The sequence below is a fragment of the Mangrovihabitans endophyticus genome (assembly GCF_014646155.1).
In the GTDB taxonomy this organism is placed as follows: domain Bacteria; phylum Actinomycetota; class Actinomycetes; order Mycobacteriales; family Micromonosporaceae; genus Actinoplanes; species Actinoplanes endophyticus.
Genome location: NZ_BMMX01000004.1, coordinates 55,486 through 76,311, shown reverse-complemented (window position 1 = coordinate 76,311; position 20,826 = coordinate 55,486). Strand labels below are relative to the sequence as shown.

Below are 20,826 nucleotides of genomic sequence, written 5' to 3'. Positions count from 1 at the left end.
GCGATGGTGACGCGGGAGCGGCCGACCCTTGAGGCGGTGGCCCGGCGCGCCGGCGTCTCCCGGGCGACCGTCTCCCGCGTCGTCAACGGTTCCACCACGGTGGCGACCGCCATCCGGGAAGCGGTGCACCAAGCCGTCGAGGAGCTCGGATACGTGCCCAACCAGGCGGCTCGCAGCCTGGTCACGCAGCGCACCGAGTCGATCGCGTTGATCCTGCCGGAAAGCGCGAGCCGGGTGTTCTCCGACGACATGTTCTTCCCGGCGGTGATCCGCGGTGTCAGCACCGAGCTGGAGGCCGCGGACAAGCAACTGGTGCTGATGATGGCCGGCTCGGCGGCCAGCCACGACCGGGTCGAGCGCTATGCGATGGCCGGGCACGTCGACGGTGTCATGTTCGCGTCGATGCACGGCGCCGACCCGCTGCCGGGCGCACTGGCCCGGCTGGGCATCCCGGTGGTGTGCAGCGGTCGCCCGTTGACCCCTTCCGAGGCGGCGGTGCCCTACGTCGACGTGGACCATTTCGGCGGCGTCACCACCGCCGTCGAACACCTGCTCACCAGCGGCCGGCGTCGCGTCGCCACGATCGCCGGGCCGCAGGACATGGTCGCCGGCATCGACCGGCTGAACGGCTATCGGGCTACCGTCGACCGGGCCGGCATGGGCACGCTCATCGCGGTCGGCGATTTCACCCGGGAGTCCGGTGTGCGGGCGATGGGTGAGCTGCTGTCCACCGACCCGACGCTGGACGCGGTCTTCGTCGCATCCGACATGATGGCGCACGGCGCCTTGCAGACCCTGCGCCGCGCCGGACGTCGGGTGCCCGAGGACGTCGCGGTCATCGGCTTCGACGACGTCGAAATCAGCCGCCTCAGCGATCCGCCGCTGACCACCGTGCGGCAACCGATCGTGGAGATGGGCGGCACCATGGCCCGGCTGATGCTCGGCCTGGTGCGTGGCCGATCGGACGCGACCTCCGCGGTGGTCCTGCCGACCGAGCTGGTGGTGCGTGCATCGGCATGACCCGAGCGCCCCGCCCGGGATCAGGTCGTCGACATTTCCGCTCCGCCGGCACCGGCGCGGCCCGGCCCTACCGACGTGGCGGCCGTGTTGTGCCCGAGGGCGTTCCGGGCGAGCAAGGTCGCCCCGGCCACTGCGGCCGGCATCAGCAGCACCGCGCCCAGCGGGATCAGGAAGCACAGGAACACCGCGACACCGAATCCCAGCGACATGGCCCGCTGCGCCCCCAGCGCCGCGCGGCGATCACGCAGGCGGCGGCCCCGCCGCTGAAACGGCACACCGGTGAGCTCCACCGCCAGCAGCCAGCCACCGACCGCCGCGCCCAGCACCGGCACCACCGTCTGCCCGACGACGGGCAGGAACCCCAACGCGAAGAGCGGAACGCCGAACAGCACGGAAAGCGCGATCAGCCGCACCGAGTCGACCAGGCTCCGCCCGAGCGAGCGCCACCACGGCGTCTCCACCTCGTCCGGCACCCCGCCGAAGCGAGCCTCGACCAGGCCGGAGATCTTCTCGTAGAAGGGGTCCCCGACCAGCAACGTGACCGCGGTGAAGGTGAGCACCCCGAGCAGCCCGGCCACGCCGACGACGGCCACACCAGCCAGCACCCGCACCAGATCGCGCGTGCCGGTGGGCCAGCCGCCGGCGAATCCGGTGAGCCAGCGGGTCAGGTCGGGCAGAAAGACGATCAACGTGATCAGCGCAGCCGCGTAGAGCAACCCGGAGATCAACGCCGGCAGCATGCCGAGGAGCAGCAGCCGTGGGCTCCGGGCGACGAGACCCAACCCCCGGCCCAGCATGCCGGCGCCGGTGACGAATTGCCGTATCGCCGAGACGCCCGCTCGGTCCCCTGCTTCTCCCACGACCCGGGAGCTTATTGCTTCGGCGCCAGCACCGGGGTGAGGGGCGTGGCCGAGGCCGTCGATGCGGGCACCGACGGCGAACCGTGTTCCTCCGGCGCGTCGGTGGTCGGGTCGACGGTCGGCGCCGCGGACGTGGCAGGGGACGGCGACGTGTGTACCGCGGTCGGCGAGGCCGAGGCGGTGACGCGCACTTCCACGGTCGCGGTAGCCGTCAGCCGCCGGACTCGGCCCGCGGGGCCGTGCCGGGCGACAGATCGGGACGGAGACGGCATGTCGTACCCGGCAACCACCGGTTCAGTCGCGACGCCCGTCGTCGGTGCTGGGCCGAGCGTGCCGCGCCCGACCGAGTTGCTGACGACGGAAGCCGGGGTGCTGGCGGAGAAGATCGCCCAACCGCCCGCGATGGCGAACGGCAATCCAACGAGCACGATGCCGAAGAAGGCAGATTGAGGAGAGAAGCGCACGGCAGATACACCGCTGGACGACTGGCCGAGGTTACGGTTCCGGCAGCGACAAATGTTGATCTCCGGCCGACGATTCAGGCGCGCAGGAACCCGGAGATGCTGTCCCGCAGGGTCGCCCGGTCGTTCCACAGCACCGCCGGGCGGTCGTGGATGTCGAGCTCAGCGTGCGGGAACAGGTCGGCGAGGCGGCGTGCCACGTCGAGCGGGTGGACCGGGTCCCCGGCGCATCCGATGATCAGCGCCCGGCCGCGGAACCGTCGCAGCGCCTCATCGTCCGGCACGGCCGGCTCGTCCCACAGCGTGCCGAGCTGCTCGGCCAAGCCGTCGGACTGCAACTGGTCCACCCGTCGGCGCAGGTGACTCCAGCCGGCCGGGGTGTCGCGTGCCGACGGAGGTATCTCCGGCTCGACCGCCTCCGCGATCTCGGCGGCGTGCCCGGACCGCAGGGCGGCGAGCAACCGCTCGAACCGCTCCCCGGCGGCCCGGGGCCGCGGACCGGACAGCGGCGCCGGCAGGTAGAGCACGATCCGTTCGAAGCGGTCCGGCGTCTCGGCCAGCAACCGGCACAGGGCCGCCGCGCCCATGCTGACGCCAAGCGCCCGTGTCGCGCCGCACCGATCGGCGACGGCGCGCAGGTCAGCAGCCAGGTCCGCGAAACTCCACGGGCCGGGCGGCGCGTCCGACCGGCCGTGGCCACGGAAGTGGAAGAACACCCGGCGGCCCGGGACGCCGCTGCCCAATGGGCGCGTGCCGGAGATGTCGGAGGCCAGCCCGTGGGCGAACACCGTCACCGGATCGCCGGCACCGGTGATCAACTGCTCCAGCCGCACGCCGTGCGGCGTCTCCACCGGTTCTGTGGGCGGCGCCGGCAGGGTCGGCCGCCCGGCGCGCGGCCGAGCCCGGTCGGTCCGCAGCACCCGCGGGCCGCCATCCGGAGGAGGCGGCCACCGCAGGTCCCTCACCAGAACCCTTTGCCATCCGAGAGGTCGCGCAGGCCGGGCCGCACATCCAGCAGGTAGATCAGGGCGGCGGCCACCCCGATCAGGCCGAAGATGCCGATCGCACCGCCGCCGACACCCAGCAGGGTGAGCAGGAAGCAGATCGCGAGGATGGCCAGCCAGGCGCCCTTGGGCAAGGTGCCGATCGCCTGGAAGCCGTCGCCGCGTTGCGTCACGCAGTGAATCAGCGCGACGGCTTGCACGATGAGCGAGACAACCCAGACGGCGAACGAGATCAGCCGGGCTACGTCGTCGTAGAAAAGCGGGGCGCTGGCCATGAGAGGGATTCTATGCGTCGGGCCCCGGGATCGTCCGGGGCCCGACACTCGGGTGGCTCAATTGGCCTGCGTGGAAGCCGATTTGGTGGTGCGCTTGCGCGGCTTCGGCGCCGACTGCGCCTCCGCGGCCGCCACCGCCTTCGGCTCCTCGGTGGCCGTCATGTCGGCGTTGACCACGTCGGCGGCCTCGACCACGCCGGTGCCGACCACACGCTCGCCACGGGCGACCAGCGCGGTGTAGGCGGCGACCGCACGGTCGGAGGCGAGCTGGACGAACGCCACCGCTCCGGTGGTCGCGGTGGTGCGCAGCTCGTCGAGGTCGGTCGAAGCGGCGCGCTCGCGCCAGGCGACCGCCCGCGCGTTGGCGGAACCGAGCGACACGGCCGCCCGGCCACTCAGCTCGCCGACCACGCCGGGAAGCTTGCGAAGCTGCTGCACGGCCATGTCACCGGCACCGGCAGCGGCGTAGAGCGGGGCGGGGAAACGGGTCTTGGTCTGCTGGTCGGTCACTTCTTCTCCTCGGAGTCGGGAGCGGTCTGGGGAGCAGGCGCCGCGCCGCCCTCGGCGACGGCGACATCCTTGAGCACGTCGGTGATATCCGCGGCCGGGGCGGGCGCATCGGCATCGGCAGAGGGCGCGTGGCGCGCGTTCTCGCTGCGGAAGGTCTCGTAGATCTGCGACAGCGACTGCTTCTGCGCCATGGTCAGATCGGGATCGACCGCGATCGCGGCCAGCACGCCCGGGTGACCGTCGCTGTCCAGCAGGCCGGCACGCAGATACATCGCCGGGGTGGAGACCCGCAGCGCGCTCGCCAACTGCTGCAACACCTCCGCGCTGGGCTTGCGCAGGCCACGCTCGATCTGACTGAGATAAGGGTTGCTCACCCCGGCCCGCTCGGCGAGCTGCCGGAGCGAGATCTTCGCGGTCTGTCGCATGTCCCGGATGAAGGTTCCGATGTCCTGCGGCAGGTCCTTCGATGTGGCCATGTCGTCGACGGTAGCCGCAGGTGCTAGCTTGAGCAAGCAAAATGCTTGCTCAAGCTAGCGTGAGTCGCCTCACCACACCGACCGCACCTCGCCGACCGGCTCGCCGCCGCCCAGCACCCACTCGCCCGGCCACGGCGAGGTGACGCCCAGCCGCCGCAGCCCGGCCGCCAACACCGGCATCCGCGCCCGCATGGCGCCGTCGGCGATCTTCAGAGCCACCGCGCCCACGCCTGGGACCGCGACCGCGTGCACGCCCTCGGCACCGCCCTTGGCGATCAGGCCGGGCACCGCACCGATCAGCACCGTGTCCTCGGCGCCGGTGCCGGCGACCAGCTCGGGACGCGACCGCATCGCCTCCGCCACCCGGCCCGCCGGCGACCCGGGCACGGCGGTCACCAGGCCCAGGAACGCGCGGGCCAGCCCGGTCAGCGACAGCGCGAACACCGGTGCCCCGCACCCGTCCACCGCGGTGTCGGCGATCAGTTCCCCGGCCAGTTCGGTCACCGCGGCGGCGATGGCCGCCTGCAGCGGATGCCCCGGATCCCGGTACGTCTCCCGGGGCCAGCCGGCCGCGACGCAGGTGGCAAGCATCCCCGCGTGTTTGCCGGAACAGTTGTGCAGGATCGGTTCCGCCCGGCCGCCCGCCGCGTGCCACGGGCCCAGCTCGGCGGGCGCCTTCGGCGCGGCGGGCGGGCAGCGCAGGGCAGATTCGTCCAGCCCGGCGGCGGCCAGCACGTCGCGCACCCGTCGCACGTGGAACGGCTCGCCGTAGTGACTGCCGCTGAACAGGGCCAGATCGTCCGCCTCGCGCGGCACCAGGCCGGCGCGCAGCATGCCCACGGTCTGCAACGGCTTGAGCGACGAACGCGGCAGCACCGGCGACACCACGTCGCCGGCGGCGGCGAGCACAACCCCGGAACGGTCCAGCACCACGACCGCGCCGTGGTGCACGCTCTCCACGAAACCTGAGCGCACCACCTCGGCGACGATCATCGGGCCGGCATGCCCAGCAGCTCACGGGCCTGCGCGGCGGTCAGCGGCGGGCGCAGCGCCAACTGCGCGAACCCGACGGCCCGCGCGACCAGTTGCATGTTCGACTCGACCGGACGCCCCTTCGCGTACGTGAGAGTGTCCTCCATGCCCACCCGCAGGTGCCCGCCGGCGGACAGCGAGGCCAGCATCACCGGGATGGTGCTGCGGCCGATGCCGGTGGCCGAGAACGTGGTGCCCGCGGGCAGGTCACGGATCGCCTGCTCGCACGCGACAAGCGCGGCAGTGGTGCCGGGCATGCCACCCGGCACACCCATCACGAGGTCGACGTGCACATGCCCGCCGTGGGGCAGGCCGTACCGGTCGAGCAAACGCCGCAGGGTGGTGAGCTGACCCAGGTCGAAGATCTCGTATTCCGCAACGACCCCGCGTTCCTGCATCCGCGTGTGCAGATCCACGATGAAGTCCCAGCGGTTCTGGAACACCGCGTCACCGAAGTTGACCGTGCCCATCGTGCAGGAGGCCATCTCCGGTTGCGCATCCAGCACGGCCAGCCGGGCCGCCTCCGGGTCGGTCACCGCGCCGCCGGTGGAGAGCTGCACGATCAGGCCGGTCGACTGCCGCAGCGCGGCCACCGTGGCGCGCAACCGGCCCGGATCCAAGGTGGGCTCGGCGGCGTCGTCCCGGATGTGCACGTGCACGATCGCGGCGCCGAGCGCCTCGCATTCCTTCGCCGTGGCGACCAACTCGTCGAGAGTGACCGGCAGCGCGGGAACGTCTGCCTTACGGCTTTCGGCGCCGGTGGGCGCCACAGTGATCAAAGTCCCGGACACACTAAGAGCTTAGGGTTCGATCAGGGCTGCCGACTCCCCGACCAACAGGCGGGCGTCGTCCGCGACATTGCGCTTCACCACGGCCAGGGCGATCATCCCGAGATCGTGGTGCCGCACCGCAGTGCCGACGAAACCCACCGTCCGGCCGTCGAGCGACACCGGCGTGCCCCGCACCGGAGGCTGATCGGTGGCCACGCCGTCCAGGTGCACCAGCACCAGCCGGCGCGGCGGGCGGCCCAGGTTGTGCACCCGCGCCACCGTCTCCTGGCCGCGGTAGCACCCCTTGTCCAGATGCACCGCGCCGGCCAGGAACCCGGCCTCGGCCGGGATGGTGCGGTGGTCGGTCTCCCAGCCCAGCCGCGGGATCCGGTGCGCCACACGGATCGCCTCGTACGCCCACAGCCCGGCACGCGGGACACCGAGCCGGGCGGCGATCTGCTCCGCGTCGGCCCGCGGGACCAGCAGGTCCACCCCGAGCGGCACCCGCCGGGCCAGTCCACCCTCGAATTCCCGTACGGCATACAGCGCGGTGGGCTCCGGGAGAACCGACCCGGCGGCGAACTTCGGCGGCGGCACCTCGGCGATCCGCGGCGCGCCCAGCCCGGCCACCACGTCGGCCGCGCCCGGCCCGACCAGCGACAACACCACCCGCTCCGGGCCCGCGTCACGCGGTTCGACGCGGGTGAGGAAACGCATCGATTCGAGGTGTTTCAGCAGGCCCTCACCGGCACCCGGCTCGGTGTCCAGCCAGGCCGTGTCGCCGTCCTCGGTGACGTAGGCGTGCTGCTCGATGTGGCCGTGCGGGCTCAGCACCAGCAGTTCCGACCCTTGCCCGGCACGCAGGCCGGACAGGTGTTGGGTGGTGAGCGTGTGCAGCCAGCCGGCGCGCTCCTCGCCGGGCACCGCCAGCACGTCCCGGTGGGACCGGTCCACCAGCCCCACCGCGGTCTCCAGCACACGCTGCTCCCGCATCGGGTCGCCGTAGTGCGCGGCCACGCCGCGGTCCGCCGACGACGGATCCACATCCTCGATCATGACGGTGGTCACGGGCCCTCCCGGTCCTCGCTGCGCTCGGTGCAGTCGCCGCAGACCCCGAACAGGCTGACGTGCCCCACGTCCACCCGGAAGTCCCGCTCGTCCCGCAATTGGTCGGTGACCGGGTGCATCACCGACGTGTCCATCTCGGCGACCGACCCGCAGGTCCGGCAGACCAGGTGCACGTGCTGATCGGCGCCCGTGGCGTGATAGGTCGGCGACCCGTGCGACAGGTGGGTGTGGTTGACCAGGCCCAGCTCTTCGAGAAGTTCGAGGGTGCGGTAGACGGTCGTGATGTTCACGCCCGCGGCACGCTGCCGCACATGCTGGTGCACCTGCTCGGGGGTGGCATGACCGAGCAGGTGCACGGCCTCCAGGATCAGTTGGCGCTGCGGCGTCAGCCGGAGACCGCGCTCACGCAGCATGCTGGCTAGCGATGTGGCGGACACGTGACGAGCATAGTTCTTACGTGTAGCGATCGGCCGGTCGCGCGAGGGCCCGTGCGGACACCTCCACACCGGCGTCGCGCAGCCGCCGCACCAGGGCGTCGCCGAGACCGGTGGCGGGGGTGAGCACACCGCCGGGCGTGGCCGGCAGGTCGTCCCGGTCCAGGATGAGCGCCAGCGCCGACTCGCCGAGCAGCACCGCGGTGGCGGCGTATCCCGGGTCGCCGGTGGCACGGAACCGGGCGGCGTACCGGGCACCCGTGGTCGTGGTGGTGAAGATGTCCATCGCGAAGTGGCCGTTGCGCCGCGTCTGCTCGTCCGGGCCGGTGCCCGGCTTCGGCAGCACCCGGTCCAGCACAAACCGGGTGGGCGGCACGGACAGGCCGACCAGCAAGCCGCCCATGGCGGCCTTCACCCCCGCCGCGAACAGCGGAGACAGCCGTGAGGTGCCCACGCTCATCACCTCGCGATAGCGGAACCGGCGCCCGTACGCCCAGTCGCGCAACGCGTTGCTGCGCCGCACCACACGGGTGTTGTAGGAGGCCATCATGAACGGCGCCAGGGTGCCGCGCAGCGACGGGTCGACGGCTGCGGCGGGCAACGACAGGGCGTCCTCCTGGCGTCCCAGGTCCGGTTCCCGGCGACGGTCCGGGCTCAACGAGTACGGGCTGGCGGCGACCCGGCGCTGTTGGCGATCGGCGCGCATGGCGTCCGCCTGCACCCGGACCGAGTCGATGGTGCCGCCGCTGAAACCGCCGCGCAGCGCGGTCACCACCAGCGTGGTGTCGGTCATCTCGCCGGCACCGTCGGCCGTCACCCGATCGTGCAGGACGTGCACCCCGAGGTCGGAAGGGATGGAGTCGAACCCGCACGAGTGCACGATCCGCGCGCCGGTGCGGCGGGCCGTCTCGTCGTTGTCGTCGATGCTCTGCCGGGCGAACAACACCTCGCCGGTGAGGTCCAGGTAGTCGGTGCCGGCCTGCGCGCAGGCACGAGCCAGGGCTCGGCCATATCTCAAGTACGGGCCGACGGTGGTCACCACCACGCGCGCCGACGCGGCCATCCGCTCCAGCGCCTCCTCGTCGGACGCGTCGGCGACGATCACCGGCCAGTCCACGCCGAGGGCGACGTTGCACGCCTCCAGTTTCCGGGCGGACCGCCCGGCCAGCGCGATCCGGACGCCGTCCGGCGCGTTCCGGGCGAGATGCTGGGCCACGAGCGCGCCGACGAAACCGGTCGCGCCGTAGACGACGATGTCGTAGTCGCTCATCCGCCGACACGCATCAGTCGCGCGGACAGGTGCGGCTTGAGGCTCTCGCCGTTCACCGACATCTCCTGGGCGTACAACAACGCGCCCTCGACGATGCCGAAGAGGCGATGCCCGCCGGTGACGGCGAGCCCGGTGGCGGAGCGGGCCACGCCGGCGGTGGCCATCTCCAGCCGGGTGCCCTCGGCCTCACCCTCGTACAGCTCGATCACCCCGTGCTGGGTGGTGAGGGTGGCCTCCAACTCGTTTCCCGGACGGCCGTCGACCAGCACCGGGCGCCAGAAGCCCACCTCGCGCTCGCCCATGCCGGTCGGCTCGGACTTCTCGTCCAGCTTCCAGATCCGCGACTCGTACGCCAGGAACGGCCGGCCGTCATGACTGATCCGGATCTCCTGGGCGAAGTCGTAGTCCTCCGTCTCCGGGAAGCCGCCCTGGCCGCGCCCGCGCCACAGACCCACGAACGGCAGCAGCCCGAGCAGCGCCGGATGCAGATCCGGCCCTTTCCGCAGGTCATGCGTGTCCTCGTACGGGTACGGGGAGACCGGCGGAGCGTTCAGCCACGGCGGCGGACCCAGCGGGTTCTCGGCGTTCTCGGTCTCGCTGCTCACCAGCGCCCCCTTGCAATGCGCATCGCCAGATATCCCAATCCGCCCGCCAGCGCGCCCAGCCCGGCGACCAGCAGGCTCACGAACCCGATCTCGGTGACCATGGGGAACCATCCTATGCTGACCGCTATGGCACGCCTGCTCGTCGTCAAGGCCACCGCCGGCACGGACGCACCGGAGCGCTGCTCGCAGGCGTTCACCGTGGCGAGCACCGCCGCCGCATCCGGGGTCGACGTGTCGTTCTGGCTCACCGGCGAGTCCGCGTGGTTCGCGGTGCCGGGCCGGGCGCAGACGTTCGTCCTGCCGCACGCCGCGCCGCTGGCCGACCTGCTCGACGTGCTGCTCACCGAGGGCCGGGTGACGCTGTGCACCCAGTGCGCGGCGCGCCGGGCGCTGGGTCCGGACGACGTCCTGCCGGGGGTGCGCATCGCGGGCGCGGCCGTCTTCGTCGAGGAGATCATGCGCGACGACGCCCAGGCGCTCGTTTACTGACCCTGCCCGGCTTTGCTGGCCCTGCCCGGCTTTACCGGCCCTGCCCGGCTTTACCGGCGCGCCCCGTCGACCCGCGGCTCAGCCCGGGATGATCCGCCAGCGCTGGTTCGCCAGGCCCAGATCGGCCCATTGGGTGACCGGCGCCCCGTCCGCCGTGCTCTGCCCGGAGACCTCCAGCACCTTGCCGCTGTGCCGGGCGGTGATCCGGAAGACGCCCGGCCCGGTCCAGCCCAGCCGCCACTGCTGGTTGGCGCCGCCGACGTAGTCCCACTGGTGCACCCGAGCCCCGTCGGCGGTGGACACGCCGTCGACGTCCACGCACTTGCCGTCGTACGCGCTGAGGATCCGGAAGTATCCGGCACCGGCGTCGGAGAACCGCCACACGTGGTCGGCGGTGCCGGTGGCCGGCCACTGAGTGAGCTGGGCGCCATTGTCGCGGGACATGTCCTGGATGGCGAGCACCTTGCCGGTGTGCGTCGCCTGGAGTTTGACCGTGCCCTCCGGGATCAGCCGCCAGTCGTGGTCGGCGGTGCCGTTGTCTGCGAACTGCACCGCGTTCGCCGAGTCCGCGGTGGACATGCCGGACACGGCGAGCACCTTGCCGGAGTTCTTGTTGCGGATCCGCGCGTATCCGTCGCCGTTGTCCACCACCTGCCACAGGTGATCGGCCGTCCCGTTGTCCGCGAACTGCACCACCTGCGCGGAGTCCGCAGTGGACATGTCGGACACGGCGAGCACCTTGCCCGAGTTGACGTTGCGGAGCCGGACGTACCCGTCGCCGTTGTCCACCACCTGCCACAGGTGATCGGCCGTCCCGTTGTCCGCGAACTGCACCACCCGGGCGCTGTCGGCGGTCGACATCTGATCCACGCCGAGCACCTTGCCCGAATGCCGGTTCTGGATCCGGAACGCGACGCCCAGCGGCACCCACGGGCGACCGTCCCCGATGCGCGGGAACGCGGTGATCCGCAGCCGGGCCGCACCCATCGGCAGCAGCGTGACCGTCTCCTCCGGCTCCGCGGACGGGGTCGGGCTGTCCTGCAAGGGCGTGACGATCTGGTCCGAGTCCGCCATCCAGTTCGGAATCCGGCGCGCCGCGGTGGTGATCCGGATGGGCGCGTTCGCCGGTGTGAACGGATCGGTGGCATCGCCCAGTCCGGTGGTCACCGCGAAGCCGCCCATGGTGAGCCCGTAGTTCCACGGCGATCCGGGCCGCACCTCGCTGGTCGGCCAGGTATCGGTGCCGCCGGTCCGGGTCCAGTTCTCGGTGATCGCCAGCGCGAACGTCAGGGCCCCGAAATCGACCGACACCGCATTGTGGTTGCGCGCCCAGGTCCGTGTGCGGGCCTGCATCGGCAGACGGAGCAGCACCCGGTCACCGTCGGTCCAGGTCCGGTCGATCTTCGCGTACGCGGGACCGGCCGTCACCGCGACCGCAGCGCCGTTCACGGTGAGGGCGGGTGTCGTCGCCCAGCCAGGAATGCGGAGGTAGAGCGGGAAGGCGAGGGATCGCGGGGTGCGCACGGTGTAGGTGACGGTGTCGCCGAACGGGTACGCCGTGTCCGCCGCGATGGTCACCGCGGTGCCGTCCGCCACCCGCGCAGTCACCTGTGACGGGCCGTGCAGTTGCGCGACGAGGCCGTTGTCCGGGGTTGCCGCCCACATCTCCTCGACGTAATACGGCCAGCCCATCCCGTAGTTGTGTGGGCAGCACCGGTAGTTGTCGATGCCCAGCATGTACGCCTGCATCGGGAAGCCGTTCTGGAATTGGCCCTGGCTGCCCGCCCGGTCCCGCAACGCGATGCTGTTCGCGCTGGTGATGTAGTGAATGCCGCGCTGCCGGGGGTCGAGCGCCGCGGGCAACGAGTTGAACGCGAGATCCTCGGTGCGATCCGCCCACACCGGATCGCCGGTGATCCGGCCCAGCATCTCGTGGCTGGCCATGAACTCCACGATGCCGCACGTTTCGAAACCCTGCCGCGGGTCACCGAAGCCCGGACGGGCATTCTCATCACCGGCGAATCCGCCGCCCGGGAACTGCCCGTACGCACTCATGATCGAGTCGTAGTCGTGGTAGCTGGCCTGCCGATGCGCCGGGTCACCGGACAGCACCGAGTAGACCGCCGGCTCGCGGAAACCCTGCGCCAGGTTGACGTTGTGCAGCGTAGGCAGGTCGTCCACATAGTTCGCCGAGTTAGCGTGGATCTTGCGGGCCAGGTCGATCAGGAACGCGTCCCCGGTTCGGTTGTAGGTCCAGAACACCACCTCCAGGGTGTCTGCCCACCGATAGCTGCCCCAGCTCTGGCTGAACACCCCGGTGCTGCGGCCATTGACGTACTGAAAGAACTTGGTGAGGAACGGGACCACCCGGCCGTCGCCGGTGAATTCCGCGTACGAGCGAATGGCGTGCAGCATCGGCATGTGCGGCCACAGGTCGGGGCCGTTGTTCAAACTGGTGCGCAACGCCGACGGGCCGAAGAAGCCGTCCGACGCCTGAGTGGCGAGCACGCCGTCGATCCAGCGCTTGGTCTCGGCGATCACGCGAGAGTCGCCGGTGACGTAGCCGAGGCTGCTGAATCCCTTGAGCCAATAGGGCACCTCCTCCCAGCCGCCGATGTTCGGATTGGTCCAGCCCGTATTGTCAAACTGGAGGAAGTGGGATATCTCGGTCATCCGCCCGTTGATGCCGTCCAGTTGGTAGCCGAGTTGCGTGGCGAGCCACCCGCGAGGCTGCACCGAGCCCGGGGGTAGGCGCAGGAAAGCATCGGCGCGCAGGGGAGCCCGGTTGACGACGTAGCCGGACGCCGCTGCTGCGGCAGCGGCCGGCGAGGCGGCGAGCATGTCGGCGACCGTGGCGGCGGCGGGGATGGCGATACTTCCGGCGAGGAACGAGCGACGGTGCACAGCGACCTCCGGGGATGTGCCGGGACGTTCGCTCATGAAAAATAATGTGCGAACTCTTGCGTTACGGCAGCGTAAAACAGGAGATCCACCGATGTAAATCCACCGACCCTCCACTCCGCCCCGTCCCGACGCGGCGGCCCGGGGACGCCCACCCGGCACGCCCCGCCCCGGCGACACCCACCCAGCACGCCCCGCCCCGGCGACACCCACCCAGCACACCCCGCCCCGGCGACACCCACCCAGCACACCCCGCCCCCGCGACACCCACCCAGCACGCCCCGCCCCCGCGACACCCACCCAGCACACCCCGCCCCCGCGACACCCACCCAGCACACCCCGCCCCCGCGACACCCACCCAGCACGCCCCGCCCCCGCGATCTTGGAGTTTGCGGTGCCACATTTCCCCACGAAAGCCCCCTTCCATCCACACAAACCTCAAGATCGCCCCGACGACGGGGGCGATCTTGGACTCTCGGGGAGGTCAAATGTGGACAGATGCCGCGTATGGACCACGCAAAGTCCAAGATCGCGGGGCGGGACGCGACGAGCCCGGGCCGGGCGGGACGGGACGCGACGAGCCGGGACGAGCCGGGACGCGACGGCACGCGACGAGCCGGGACGGGACGCGACGGGGCTGGGCAGAGCGGGACGTGGTGCGGTGCGGCTCAGGCGCAGGAACTGGTCGCGCTCACCCGCAGGCCGCCGTCGCCCTGGGCCAGCACCACGACGGAACCCGCCGGGGTCCGGTAGGCCCACCCCGCCGGTTCCGCACGTACCACGCTCGCGCCGGCGACCAACGGCTGCAGGCTGGCGCCGAGATCCTTCGGGGCGGCCACGGACGGCACCGTCCAGGTTGCCGCGACACCGCCGTCCGGGCAGGCGACCGACTGCGTCCGCGGATTCGCCGGTGCAGCGGCGCCGAGTGCGCGCAACGCGGCGGTCAACGCGGCCGGGGGCGGACCGGGAGCGGGGCCGGCCTCGTTCGGCTTCGCGCCCGCCCCGGGGCGGCATCCGGTGGATACGCGCAACGTCAGCACCTGCGAGTCGACACTGGCGGCAGCATCGATGCCGACGAACACGCCGGCGTCGGCATGCAGCCCGACGCGGCGGCCGGTGGCGGTCGCACCGGCGCCGGCGCGGTAATCGCTCGGCAGCCGTCCGGCGATCGATTGGAGCACCGGCAGCGCGCGCCCGGCGGGCACGTAGACGGTTATGTCGCGAACGGCCTGACGCCCGTCCCGCACCGCGGTGACGCTGCAATTCTGGAACACCGTGTCGCCGAGCACCACGGCACGGTCGGGGCCGTCCGCCGCGGCCATCAGCGCCCCGGTCGCGCGGCGCACCTCCGGCATGGCCGCGGCGATGTCTCGCTGGTCGGCGACGGTGGGCGGGTCGTTGCGCGCGGACCAGACCGCCAGCACCCCCAGCACCGCCACCCATGCCGCGATCAGCACGGGCGGCCAGATCCGGCGGGTACGCCGCGGCGGTGCGGGTGGCGCGTACGGATAGCCGGGTGGCGGGGTCACGGCTGCCATCGTGACACGCGACGCTCGCACGTCCGCGCGGCGGTCAACGGTCGTACCGTACGCCGATCTCCTCGCGGATCGTATCCATCAGGTTCATCAATTCCAGCGTGGTGGCATGCGGCACCAGCGGGCTTTCCCGTTCCCCGGCGAGCAGGCAACGCTGCACCTCCTCGGCCTCGAACTGATAGCCGCCGCCGGCGAACGGCAACTCGAAGGTCTCCGTCGCGCCGCCCCGGTGCAGCTCGAACGACTGCGCACGGTAGAACTCGACCGGCAGCTCGATGCGGCCGGTGGTGCCGGTGATGGTCGCGGCGTTACGGGTGGCGCCGTCGATGCCGCAGGTCAGCGCCGCCACCGCGCCGGACTCGTACCCCAGGAGCATGCCGGTGGTGCGATCCACCAGTTCCGGGGTGAGGTCGGCCCAGGAGCGCACCTGTGCCGGCGCACCCAGGATCAGATGCGCCAGGTGCAGCGGGTAGATGCCGAGATCGAGCAGCGCGCCGCCGCCCAGGGCGGGATTGCGCAACCGGTGTTCCGGCGGGAACGGTCCCTGCAAGCCGAGATCGGCGTGCACGGCGACGACGTCACCGATCGCCCCCGCACGCACCATCTCGACGACCTTGCGGATCGCCGGGTTGCACCGCATCCACATGGCTTCCATCAGGAACACCCCGCGGGTGCGGGCCTCCTGGACCAGGCGAGCGGAGGTCGGCATGTCCAGCGTCATCGGCTTCTCGCAGAGCACCGCCTTGCCGCCGGCGATGCACGCCAGCGCGGCGTCCAGGTGAGCGGCGTGCGGGGTGGCTACGTAGACCACGTCGACGTCCGGGTCGGCCGCCAGCGCATCCCAGCTCCCGTGCGCGCGGGCGAAGCCGTGCCTGTCGGCGAAGGCGGTCGCCGCCTCGGGCGTACGCGAGCCGACCGCGGCGAATTCGGCACCGGCCACATGGGTCAGGTCCGCGGCGAAGGTGGCGGCGATGGCTCCGGTGCCCAGGATGCCCCAGCGGGTCGTGCGGTCAGTCATGATCGCCACGGTATCGCTCCGGGTGGCACCATCGGAGGGTGACCGAGCACTTGCCGTTCCCGCCCGCGCTGGCGCGTCAGGCCCGGGACTTCCGGGGCACGCCCGTGCCGGTGCGCCCGGCCGCCACCGTGGTCCTGCTGCATCCCACGACGCTGCATGTCTATCTCCAGCGACGTGCCGCGACGATGGCGTTCGGCGGCATGTTCGCCTTCCCCGGTGGTCGGGTTGATCCGACCGACCGCCCCACGACCGTGCGCCCGGATTGGGCGCGGCGGCTGGGCGTGCCGGAGGAGCAGGCCCGCGCGGTGGTCGGCGCGGCGATCCGGGAACTGTTCGAGGAGACCGGCGTCCTGCTGGCGGGCCGGGCGGACGAGCCGGACCACACGGTGAGCGATCTGGGCCCGGACGACGGGGAGGCGGACCGTGCGGCGGTCGCGGCGCGCGACCTCTCCATGACCGATCTGCTGGCGCGACGCGGATTGCGGCTGCGCGACGATCTGCTGCTGCCGTGGTCGCGCTGGATCACTCCGGAGTTCGCTCCGCAGCGGTTCGACACGTGGTTCTTCGTCGCTCTGCTGCCGGACGGGCAGCGAACCCACGACGTGTCCGGGGAGAGCGAGGAGACGCGCTGGGTGAGTCCGGCGGGCTCCGCCGAACTGGCGATGCTCCCGCCCACCCGGGCGACGCTGGACTCGCTGCGGCCGCACCGCACGGCCGCCGACGTGGTCGCCGCGGCCGCACGACGCGACGCCGCCACCCCGGTTCACGCACGCGTGGAGGCGACCGAGGACGGCGGCGCCGTGCTGAGCATCGACTGAGACGGGAACCGTCAGCCGAAACGACCGGTGATGTAGTCCTCGGTCTTCTTCTCGCTCGGGTTGCTGAAGATCTTCTGCGTGTCGTCGTACTCGATCAGCCGGCCCGGGTCACCGGTCTTGTCGATGGAGAAGAAGCCGGTCTTGTCGCTGACCCGTGCCGCCTGCTGCATGTTGTGCGTGACGATGATGATGGTGAAGCGGTCCTTCAGCTTGAACATCAGGTCCTCGATCGCCAGCGTGGAGATCGGGTCGAGCGCGGAGCACGGCTCGTCCATCAGCACGACCTGCGGCTCCACCGCGATCGTACGGGCGATGCAGAGCCGCTGCTGCTGACCGCCGGACAGACCCGCGCCCGGTCGGCCGAGGCGGTCCTTCACCTCGTCCCACAGGTTCGCCGCGCGCAGCGACTTCTCCGCCGACTCCTCCAGCGTCGACTTACGCTTCACGCCGTTGAGGCGCAATCCGGCCACCACGTTGTCGAAGATCGACATGGTCGGGAACGGGTTGGGCCGCTGGAACACCATGCCGATCATGCGACGGACCGCGGTGACGTCGACGTCCGAGTCGTAGATGTTCTGATCGTCGATGGTCAGCCGGCCTTCGATGCGGGCGTTCGGCAGCACCTCGTGCATGCGGTTGATGGACCGCAGGAAGGTCGACTTGCCGCAGCCGGAGGGACCGATCAGCGCCGTGATGGTCTTCGGCTCGACGGTCATCGACACGTTGTCGATCGCCTTGAACGATCCGTAGTACGACGAGACGTTGCTCGCTTCGATGCGCTTGGCCATGGGGATGACACCTCTTATCGGGACAGCCGGTTGCGGCGAGCGAGCAGCTTGGCCGCGATCGTCAGGATGAGCACCAGGGCGACCAGCGTCAATGCTGCCGTCCAGGCTCGGGGCTGCGCGTACTTCGACGCGTCGCCGGCCTGCTGATAGACGAACAGCGCCAGCGACGACTGGTTTCCCAGGAACGGATCGAAGTTGATGAACGGGGCGCCGCCCGCGACGAGCAGGACGGGCGCCGTCTCGCCTGCGGCACGAGCGATGGCGAGCATGATGCCGGTGATGATGCCGGGCAGGGCGGTGGGCAGCACCACTCGCAGGATCGTCTTCCACTGCGGTACGCCGAGCGCGTACGCGCCCTCGCGAAGCGGCCCCGGCACCAGCCGCAGCATCTCCTCGGTCGATCGCACGATGGTCGGCAGCATCAGCACGGTCAGCGCCAACGCGGCGGCGAATCCGGAGAAGCGCGGGACTCCGTTGTTGAACCACGGGCTCACGATCAGCACCCAGAACGCCAGCACGAACAGACCGGCGACGATCGACGGGATACCGGTCATCACGTCGACGAAGAACCGTACCGTCAGGGCGAACTTGCCGCGGCCGTACTCGACCAGGTAGATCGCGCCGAGCACGCCCAGCGGGATGGCGAGTAGCGCGGCGATGCCGACCTGTTCGAGGGTGCCGACGATGGCGTGGTAGGCGCCGCCGTTCTCATCACGGGCGCCGATGTTGTTCATCGACGTCAGGAAGAAGTCTCCGTCGAAGCGGGCGGCGCCCTTGGAGACCAGCGTCCACACCACCGAGGCCAGCGGCAGCACGGCCAGCACGCAGGCCGCGTAGACCAGCGAACGCCACAGCCGGTTGCGGGCCGAACGGCGACCCTCGACGCGGGTGGCGGCGGCCAGCAGGCCGACCAGGTAGAGCACCACGCCCAGCACCACCACGAGCACCCAGTTGCCGATGCCGGTGCTCAGCACGAGCACCGCCGACAGGACCAGGGCGAGCACGCCGATGCCGATGTTGACGACCAGCGGCAGGCGCTGCGACCGGATGTGTTCCGGCGTCATGCCGACGGATGCTTCGCGTTCCAGCACGCTCATGCGTCGTTTTCCTTCTGTCATGCTGCGTTGTCGCGGAACTCGCGCCTCCGGTAGATGATCACCCGCGCGGCCATGTTGACCACCAGCGTGATGGCGAACAGCACCAGGCCGGAGGCGATCAATGCGCCGCGTCCGGTGTCGTTGGCCTCGGCGAACGTGTTGGCGATGTTGGCCGCAATGGTGTTCCCGCCCGACTCGATGAGGTTGAACGAGATGTCGAAGGTGGCGCTCAGTGTCAGCGCCAGGGCGATGGTCTCGCCGAGGGCCCGGCCCAGGCCGAGCATCACGGCCGCGATCACGCCGGGTCGCCCGTACGGCAGCACCGCAGTGCGGATCATCTCCCACTTCGTGGCGCCGAGGGCGAGTGCCGCTTCCTCGTTCATGCCCGGTGTCTGCTGGAAGACCTCCCGCGACAGCGAGGTGATGATCGGCAGCACCATGATCGCCAAGACCAGGCTGCCGAGCAGGACGGAACGGCCGAACGGGCCGTTGCCGCCGAACAGCGGAATCCAGCCGAAGTATTTGTTGAGCCACTCGGAGAAGTCACGGACCGGGCTGAGAAGCACGTCACGACCCCACAGGCCGAAGACGACGCTCGGCACCGCGGCGAGCAGGTCGATCGTGAAGCCGAGCGGGGTGGCAAGCCGCTTCGGCGCGTAGTGCGACAGGAACAGTGCGATGCCCAACGCCACCGGCACCGCCATGAGCAGCGCCAGGACGGACGACAGCACGGTGCCGAAGGCCAGCGCCGCGATACCGAAGTTGGGGTTGGCGTCGTTCGGGAACCAGCGCTTGTAGGTCAGGAAGTTCTCGGTGTTCTCCTGCAGCGCCGGCATCGCCTTCGAGACCAGGAAGATCGCGATGGCGACGATGATGACCAGCACCATCGCACCCGCAGCCGTGCTCAGCGCACGGAATCCGCTCTCGGTGGAGAACCGGGACTTCTTCGGCAGGGCACCGCCGCCGCCGAGGGGCGGGTGGCCGGGACTGCTCGGCGATACGCCGGAGCCGGCGGCCCAGTCGCGACCATCGGTCGCGCCCGGACCACCGGCGTCGGTGTCCACCGAGCGGGAGGGGTAATCACCCATCTGCTCGCTCGCTGTCGTCTCGAGGGTTGGACGAGGGAGATGCTGCTCAGGAGATGTTCGCGACCGAGGCCTCGACCTTGCTCCGGACCGACTCCGGCAGCGGAGCGTAACCCAGGTCGCCGAGTTCCTTCTGTCCGGCCTCGCTGGAGGTGTAGGTCAGGAAGCCCTTGATGGCGTCCGCCTTCGGGCTGCCCTTGCTGCACACGATCTCGTACGTCACCAGGACGATCGGGTAGGCGCCCGCTTCGGTCGTGGTGTAGTCGAGTTCCAGCTTCAGGTCGTCACCGGTGCCGACGATCTTGGCGCCCTCGACCGCCTTGCCCGCGGACTCGCCGGTGAGCTCGGTGTACTCACCGGCACCGTTCTTGATCTTCGCCATGCTCAGGTCGCTGTTCTCCGCGTACGAAAGCTCGACGTAGGAGATCGTGCCCGGCGTGCTCTTCACCTGGGAGGCAACGCCGTCGGACTTGGTCGCACCCACGCCGCCCGGGGCCTTCCAGGCCTTGGCGTTGCCGTACGTCCAGTCGGCCTCGTCGGACTTGCTCAGGTACTTGGTGAAGTTGTCGGTGGTGCCCGACTCGTCGGCGCGGTGCACCGCCTGGATCGCGCTGGACGGCAGCTTGGCGCCCTGGTTCTCGGCGGCGATCGCCGGGTCGTTCCAGGTCTTGATCTTGTCGGAGAAGATCTTTGCCAGCAGCGGGGCGGAGAGCTGAAGGCCGTCCACGCCCTCCAGGTTGTAGACGACCGCGATCGGGCCGGTCACCATCGGCAGGTTCAGCGCCTGGCCGCCCGCGCACTTGGCGTCGGCCTGCGGCTGCTCGTCTTCCTTGAGCGCGGAGTCGGAGCCGGAGAAGTCGGCGGTGCCGTTGATGAAGGCCTCGATGCCCGCGCCGGAGCCGGTCGGGTTGTAGTTGATCTGCGCGCCGGAGCACTGACCCTGGTACGCCTTGATCCACTCGTCCATGGCGTTCTTCTGGGCGGAGGAGCCCTGCGCCTGGATGGTGCCCGCGACGCAGTTCTCACTGGAGACGTTCTCGCCGCCGCCGGCAGCTTCGTTGTCCGAGCCGCAAGCGGTGAGCGCGAGCGTTGCAGTCAAAGCAATGCCGGCCGCGTAGCCGACTCGCTGGAGCTTCACGGTGTTCCCTTCGGATGCGTTTCTGGTGCACCCGAAGCTAAGAGGGGGAGGTGGACTGCTCCCCGGAGAGAAATGAACGGAAGGTGAACACGTGCGACCGTAAACCTTACTAACGACTGAGGGCGAGTTGTCCGTTACGTGAACTGAGTGATTAGAGACCGAAATATGCGAT

At 70.7% G+C, this 20,826-nt stretch carries 23 protein-coding genes; 4 read left to right on the top strand and 19 right to left on the bottom strand.

The genetic code is table 11. The features are described from left to right. Window positions 1-3: 3 nt before the first annotated feature. Entirely contained in the window at window positions 4-1,020 is a 1,017-nt protein-coding gene (locus IEY73_RS07980; RefSeq protein ID WP_189078455.1) for a LacI family DNA-binding transcriptional regulator, read from the top strand. Window positions 1,021-1,040: 20 nt separating this feature from the next. Here IEY73_RS07980 and IEY73_RS07975 read toward each other — a convergent pair whose 3' ends face one another. Continuing rightward, entirely contained in the window at window positions 1,041-1,817 is a 777-nt protein-coding gene (locus tag IEY73_RS07975) for an EI24 domain-containing protein (RefSeq protein ID WP_189078635.1), read from the bottom strand. 108 nt (window positions 1,818-1,925) lie between these two features. Between IEY73_RS07975 and IEY73_RS07970 the strand changes: the two genes are divergently transcribed. Beyond that, window positions 1,926-2,330, top strand: a complete 405-nt coding sequence (locus tag IEY73_RS07970) for a hypothetical protein (protein ID WP_189078454.1) — start codon at window positions 1,926-1,928, stop codon at window positions 2,328-2,330. An 88-nt stretch (window positions 2,331-2,418) separates the two neighbouring features. Here IEY73_RS07970 and IEY73_RS07965 read toward each other — a convergent pair whose 3' ends face one another. From IEY73_RS07965 to mtfM, 11 genes are all read right to left on the bottom strand, one after another. After that, window positions 2,419-3,306, bottom strand: a complete 888-nt coding sequence (locus IEY73_RS07965; protein WP_189078453.1) for an alpha/beta fold hydrolase — start codon at window positions 3,304-3,306, stop codon at window positions 2,419-2,421. Further along, window positions 3,303-3,620, bottom strand: a complete 318-nt coding sequence (locus IEY73_RS07960; RefSeq protein WP_189078452.1) for a DUF2516 family protein — start codon at window positions 3,618-3,620, stop codon at window positions 3,303-3,305. Before IEY73_RS07960 ends, IEY73_RS07965 begins: the two co-directional genes overlap by 4 nt. Before the next feature lie 57 nt (window positions 3,621-3,677). Next, window positions 3,678-4,130, bottom strand: coding sequence for a hypothetical protein (locus tag IEY73_RS07955; protein ID WP_189078451.1), 453 nt, complete (start codon window positions 4,128-4,130; stop codon window positions 3,678-3,680). Beyond that, window positions 4,127-4,606 (bottom strand): helix-turn-helix domain-containing protein, encoded by a 480-nt coding sequence (locus tag IEY73_RS07950; RefSeq protein ID WP_189078450.1) that lies wholly within the window; start codon window positions 4,604-4,606, stop codon window positions 4,127-4,129. Before IEY73_RS07950 ends, IEY73_RS07955 begins: the two co-directional genes overlap by 4 nt. Window positions 4,607-4,675: 69 nt before the next feature. After that, window positions 4,676-5,599, bottom strand: coding sequence for an asparaginase (locus tag IEY73_RS07945; protein ID WP_189078449.1), 924 nt, complete (start codon window positions 5,597-5,599; stop codon window positions 4,676-4,678). Next, complete coding sequence (locus IEY73_RS07940) at window positions 5,596-6,429, bottom strand: beta-keto acid cleavage family enzyme (RefSeq protein WP_189078448.1); 834 nt, start codon at window positions 6,427-6,429, stop codon at window positions 5,596-5,598. The genes IEY73_RS07945 and IEY73_RS07940 overlap by 4 nt, the downstream gene beginning before the upstream one ends. A gap of 9 nt (window positions 6,430-6,438) precedes the next feature. Further along, complete coding sequence (gene ygfZ / locus IEY73_RS07935) at window positions 6,439-7,464, bottom strand: CAF17-like 4Fe-4S cluster assembly/insertion protein YgfZ (protein WP_189078634.1); 1,026 nt, start codon at window positions 7,462-7,464, stop codon at window positions 6,439-6,441. Between the two features lie 8 nt (window positions 7,465-7,472). Next, on the bottom strand, window positions 7,473-7,889 hold the full coding sequence (locus tag IEY73_RS07930; protein WP_189078633.1) for a Fur family transcriptional regulator: 417 nt from the start codon (window positions 7,887-7,889) through the stop codon (window positions 7,473-7,475). 40 nt (window positions 7,890-7,929) lie between these two features. Continuing rightward, the gene (locus IEY73_RS07925; protein ID WP_189078447.1) at window positions 7,930-9,180 is read right to left on the bottom strand and encodes a saccharopine dehydrogenase family protein; all 1,251 of its coding nucleotides are present in this window, start codon (window positions 9,178-9,180) and stop codon (window positions 7,930-7,932) included. Further along, window positions 9,177-9,788: a heme-binding beta-barrel domain-containing protein gene (locus tag IEY73_RS07920; protein ID WP_229715682.1), complete on the bottom strand. Its 612-nt coding sequence runs from the start codon at window positions 9,786-9,788 to the stop codon at window positions 9,177-9,179. Before IEY73_RS07920 ends, IEY73_RS07925 begins: the two co-directional genes overlap by 4 nt. Further along, window positions 9,782-9,886, bottom strand: a complete 105-nt coding sequence (gene mtfM, locus IEY73_RS34070) for a small membrane protein MtfM (RefSeq protein ID WP_268240430.1) — start codon at window positions 9,884-9,886, stop codon at window positions 9,782-9,784. The genes IEY73_RS07920 and mtfM overlap by 7 nt, the downstream gene beginning before the upstream one ends. A 13-nt stretch (window positions 9,887-9,899) precedes the next feature. Between mtfM and IEY73_RS07915 the strand changes: the two genes are divergently transcribed. Then, window positions 9,900-10,274: a DsrE family protein gene (locus tag IEY73_RS07915; protein ID WP_189078445.1), complete on the top strand. Its 375-nt coding sequence runs from the start codon at window positions 9,900-9,902 to the stop codon at window positions 10,272-10,274. Between the two features lie 78 nt (window positions 10,275-10,352). On the opposite strand, the gene IEY73_RS07910 is transcribed toward IEY73_RS07915, so the two are convergent. The 3 genes from IEY73_RS07910 to IEY73_RS07900 all read right to left on the bottom strand — a co-directional run bounded on the left by IEY73_RS07910 (window position 10,353) and on the right by IEY73_RS07900 (window position 15,728). Next, entirely contained in the window at window positions 10,353-13,214 is a 2,862-nt protein-coding gene (locus IEY73_RS07910) for an RICIN domain-containing protein (protein ID WP_189078444.1), read from the bottom strand. A gap of 629 nt (window positions 13,215-13,843) precedes the next feature. After that, window positions 13,844-14,704 (bottom strand): hypothetical protein, encoded by an 861-nt coding sequence (locus IEY73_RS07905; RefSeq protein ID WP_229715660.1) that lies wholly within the window; start codon window positions 14,702-14,704, stop codon window positions 13,844-13,846. A 43-nt stretch (window positions 14,705-14,747) separates the two neighbouring features. Further along, on the bottom strand, window positions 14,748-15,728 hold the full coding sequence (locus IEY73_RS07900; RefSeq protein ID WP_189078443.1) for a Gfo/Idh/MocA family protein: 981 nt from the start codon (window positions 15,726-15,728) through the stop codon (window positions 14,748-14,750). Window positions 15,729-15,766: 38 nt separating this feature from the next. Here IEY73_RS07900 and IEY73_RS07895 point away from each other — a divergent pair, with 38 nt between their 5' ends. Further along, the gene (locus tag IEY73_RS07895; protein ID WP_189078442.1) at window positions 15,767-16,546 is read left to right on the top strand and encodes an NUDIX hydrolase; all 780 of its coding nucleotides are present in this window, start codon (window positions 15,767-15,769) and stop codon (window positions 16,544-16,546) included. A gap of 11 nt (window positions 16,547-16,557) precedes the next feature. Here the strand turns inward: IEY73_RS07895 and pstB are convergent, their stop codons facing one another. Genes pstB through pstS form a run of 4 tightly spaced genes read right to left on the bottom strand, consistent with a single transcriptional unit; the run spans window position 16,558 to window position 20,654 of the window. Next, entirely contained in the window at window positions 16,558-17,334 is a 777-nt protein-coding gene (gene pstB / locus IEY73_RS07890) for a phosphate ABC transporter ATP-binding protein PstB (RefSeq protein ID WP_189078441.1), read from the bottom strand. Window positions 17,335-17,348: 14 nt separating this feature from the next. Next, window positions 17,349-18,431, bottom strand: coding sequence for a phosphate ABC transporter permease PstA (gene pstA, locus IEY73_RS07885; RefSeq protein ID WP_189078440.1), 1,083 nt, complete (start codon window positions 18,429-18,431; stop codon window positions 17,349-17,351). Window positions 18,432-18,448: 17 nt separating this feature from the next. Then, window positions 18,449-19,519, bottom strand: a complete 1,071-nt coding sequence (gene pstC, locus IEY73_RS07880; RefSeq protein ID WP_189078439.1) for a phosphate ABC transporter permease subunit PstC — start codon at window positions 19,517-19,519, stop codon at window positions 18,449-18,451. Between the two features lie 46 nt (window positions 19,520-19,565). Further along, the gene (gene pstS, locus IEY73_RS07875; RefSeq protein WP_189078438.1) at window positions 19,566-20,654 is read right to left on the bottom strand and encodes a phosphate ABC transporter substrate-binding protein PstS; all 1,089 of its coding nucleotides are present in this window, start codon (window positions 20,652-20,654) and stop codon (window positions 19,566-19,568) included. Window positions 20,655-20,826: the final 172 nt, after the last annotated feature.

Bases quoted from the DNA above. Each gene is read 5' to 3' on its own strand.
- IEY73_RS07960 (WP_189078452.1), bottom strand. From the start codon at position 3,620: ATGGCCAGCGCCCCGCTTTTCTACGACGACGTAGCCCGGCTGATCTCG.
- IEY73_RS07980 (WP_189078455.1), top strand. From the start codon at position 4: ATGGTGACGCGGGAGCGGCCGACCCTTGAGGCGGTGGCCCGGCGCGCC.
- pstC (WP_189078439.1), bottom strand. From the start codon at position 19,519: ATGGGTGATTACCCCTCCCGCTCGGTGGACACCGACGCCGGTGGTCCG.
- pstB (WP_189078441.1), bottom strand. From the start codon at position 17,334: ATGGCCAAGCGCATCGAAGCGAGCAACGTCTCGTCGTACTACGGATCG.
- mtfM (WP_268240430.1), bottom strand. From the start codon at position 9,886: ATGGTCACCGAGATCGGGTTCGTGAGCCTGCTGGTCGCCGGGCTGGGC.
- IEY73_RS07975 (WP_189078635.1), bottom strand. From the start codon at position 1,817: ATGCTGGGCCGGGGGTTGGGTCTCGTCGCCCGGAGCCCACGGCTGCTG.
- IEY73_RS07945 (WP_189078449.1), bottom strand. From the start codon at position 5,599: ATGATCGTCGCCGAGGTGGTGCGCTCAGGTTTCGTGGAGAGCGTGCAC.
- pstA (WP_189078440.1), bottom strand. From the start codon at position 18,431: ATGAGCGTGCTGGAACGCGAAGCATCCGTCGGCATGACGCCGGAACAC.
- IEY73_RS07910 (WP_189078444.1), bottom strand. From the start codon at position 13,214: ATGAGCGAACGTCCCGGCACATCCCCGGAGGTCGCTGTGCACCGTCGC.
- ygfZ (WP_189078634.1), bottom strand. From the start codon at position 7,464: ATGATCGAGGATGTGGATCCGTCGTCGGCGGACCGCGGCGTGGCCGCG.
- IEY73_RS07925 (WP_189078447.1), bottom strand. From the start codon at position 9,180: ATGAGCGACTACGACATCGTCGTCTACGGCGCGACCGGTTTCGTCGGC.
- IEY73_RS07915 (WP_189078445.1), top strand. From the start codon at position 9,900: ATGCTGACCGCTATGGCACGCCTGCTCGTCGTCAAGGCCACCGCCGGC.
- IEY73_RS07900 (WP_189078443.1), bottom strand. From the start codon at position 15,728: ATGACTGACCGCACGACCCGCTGGGGCATCCTGGGCACCGGAGCCATC.
- IEY73_RS07930 (WP_189078633.1), bottom strand. From the start codon at position 7,889: ATGCTGCGTGAGCGCGGTCTCCGGCTGACGCCGCAGCGCCAACTGATC.
- IEY73_RS07950 (WP_189078450.1), bottom strand. From the start codon at position 4,606: ATGGCCACATCGAAGGACCTGCCGCAGGACATCGGAACCTTCATCCGG.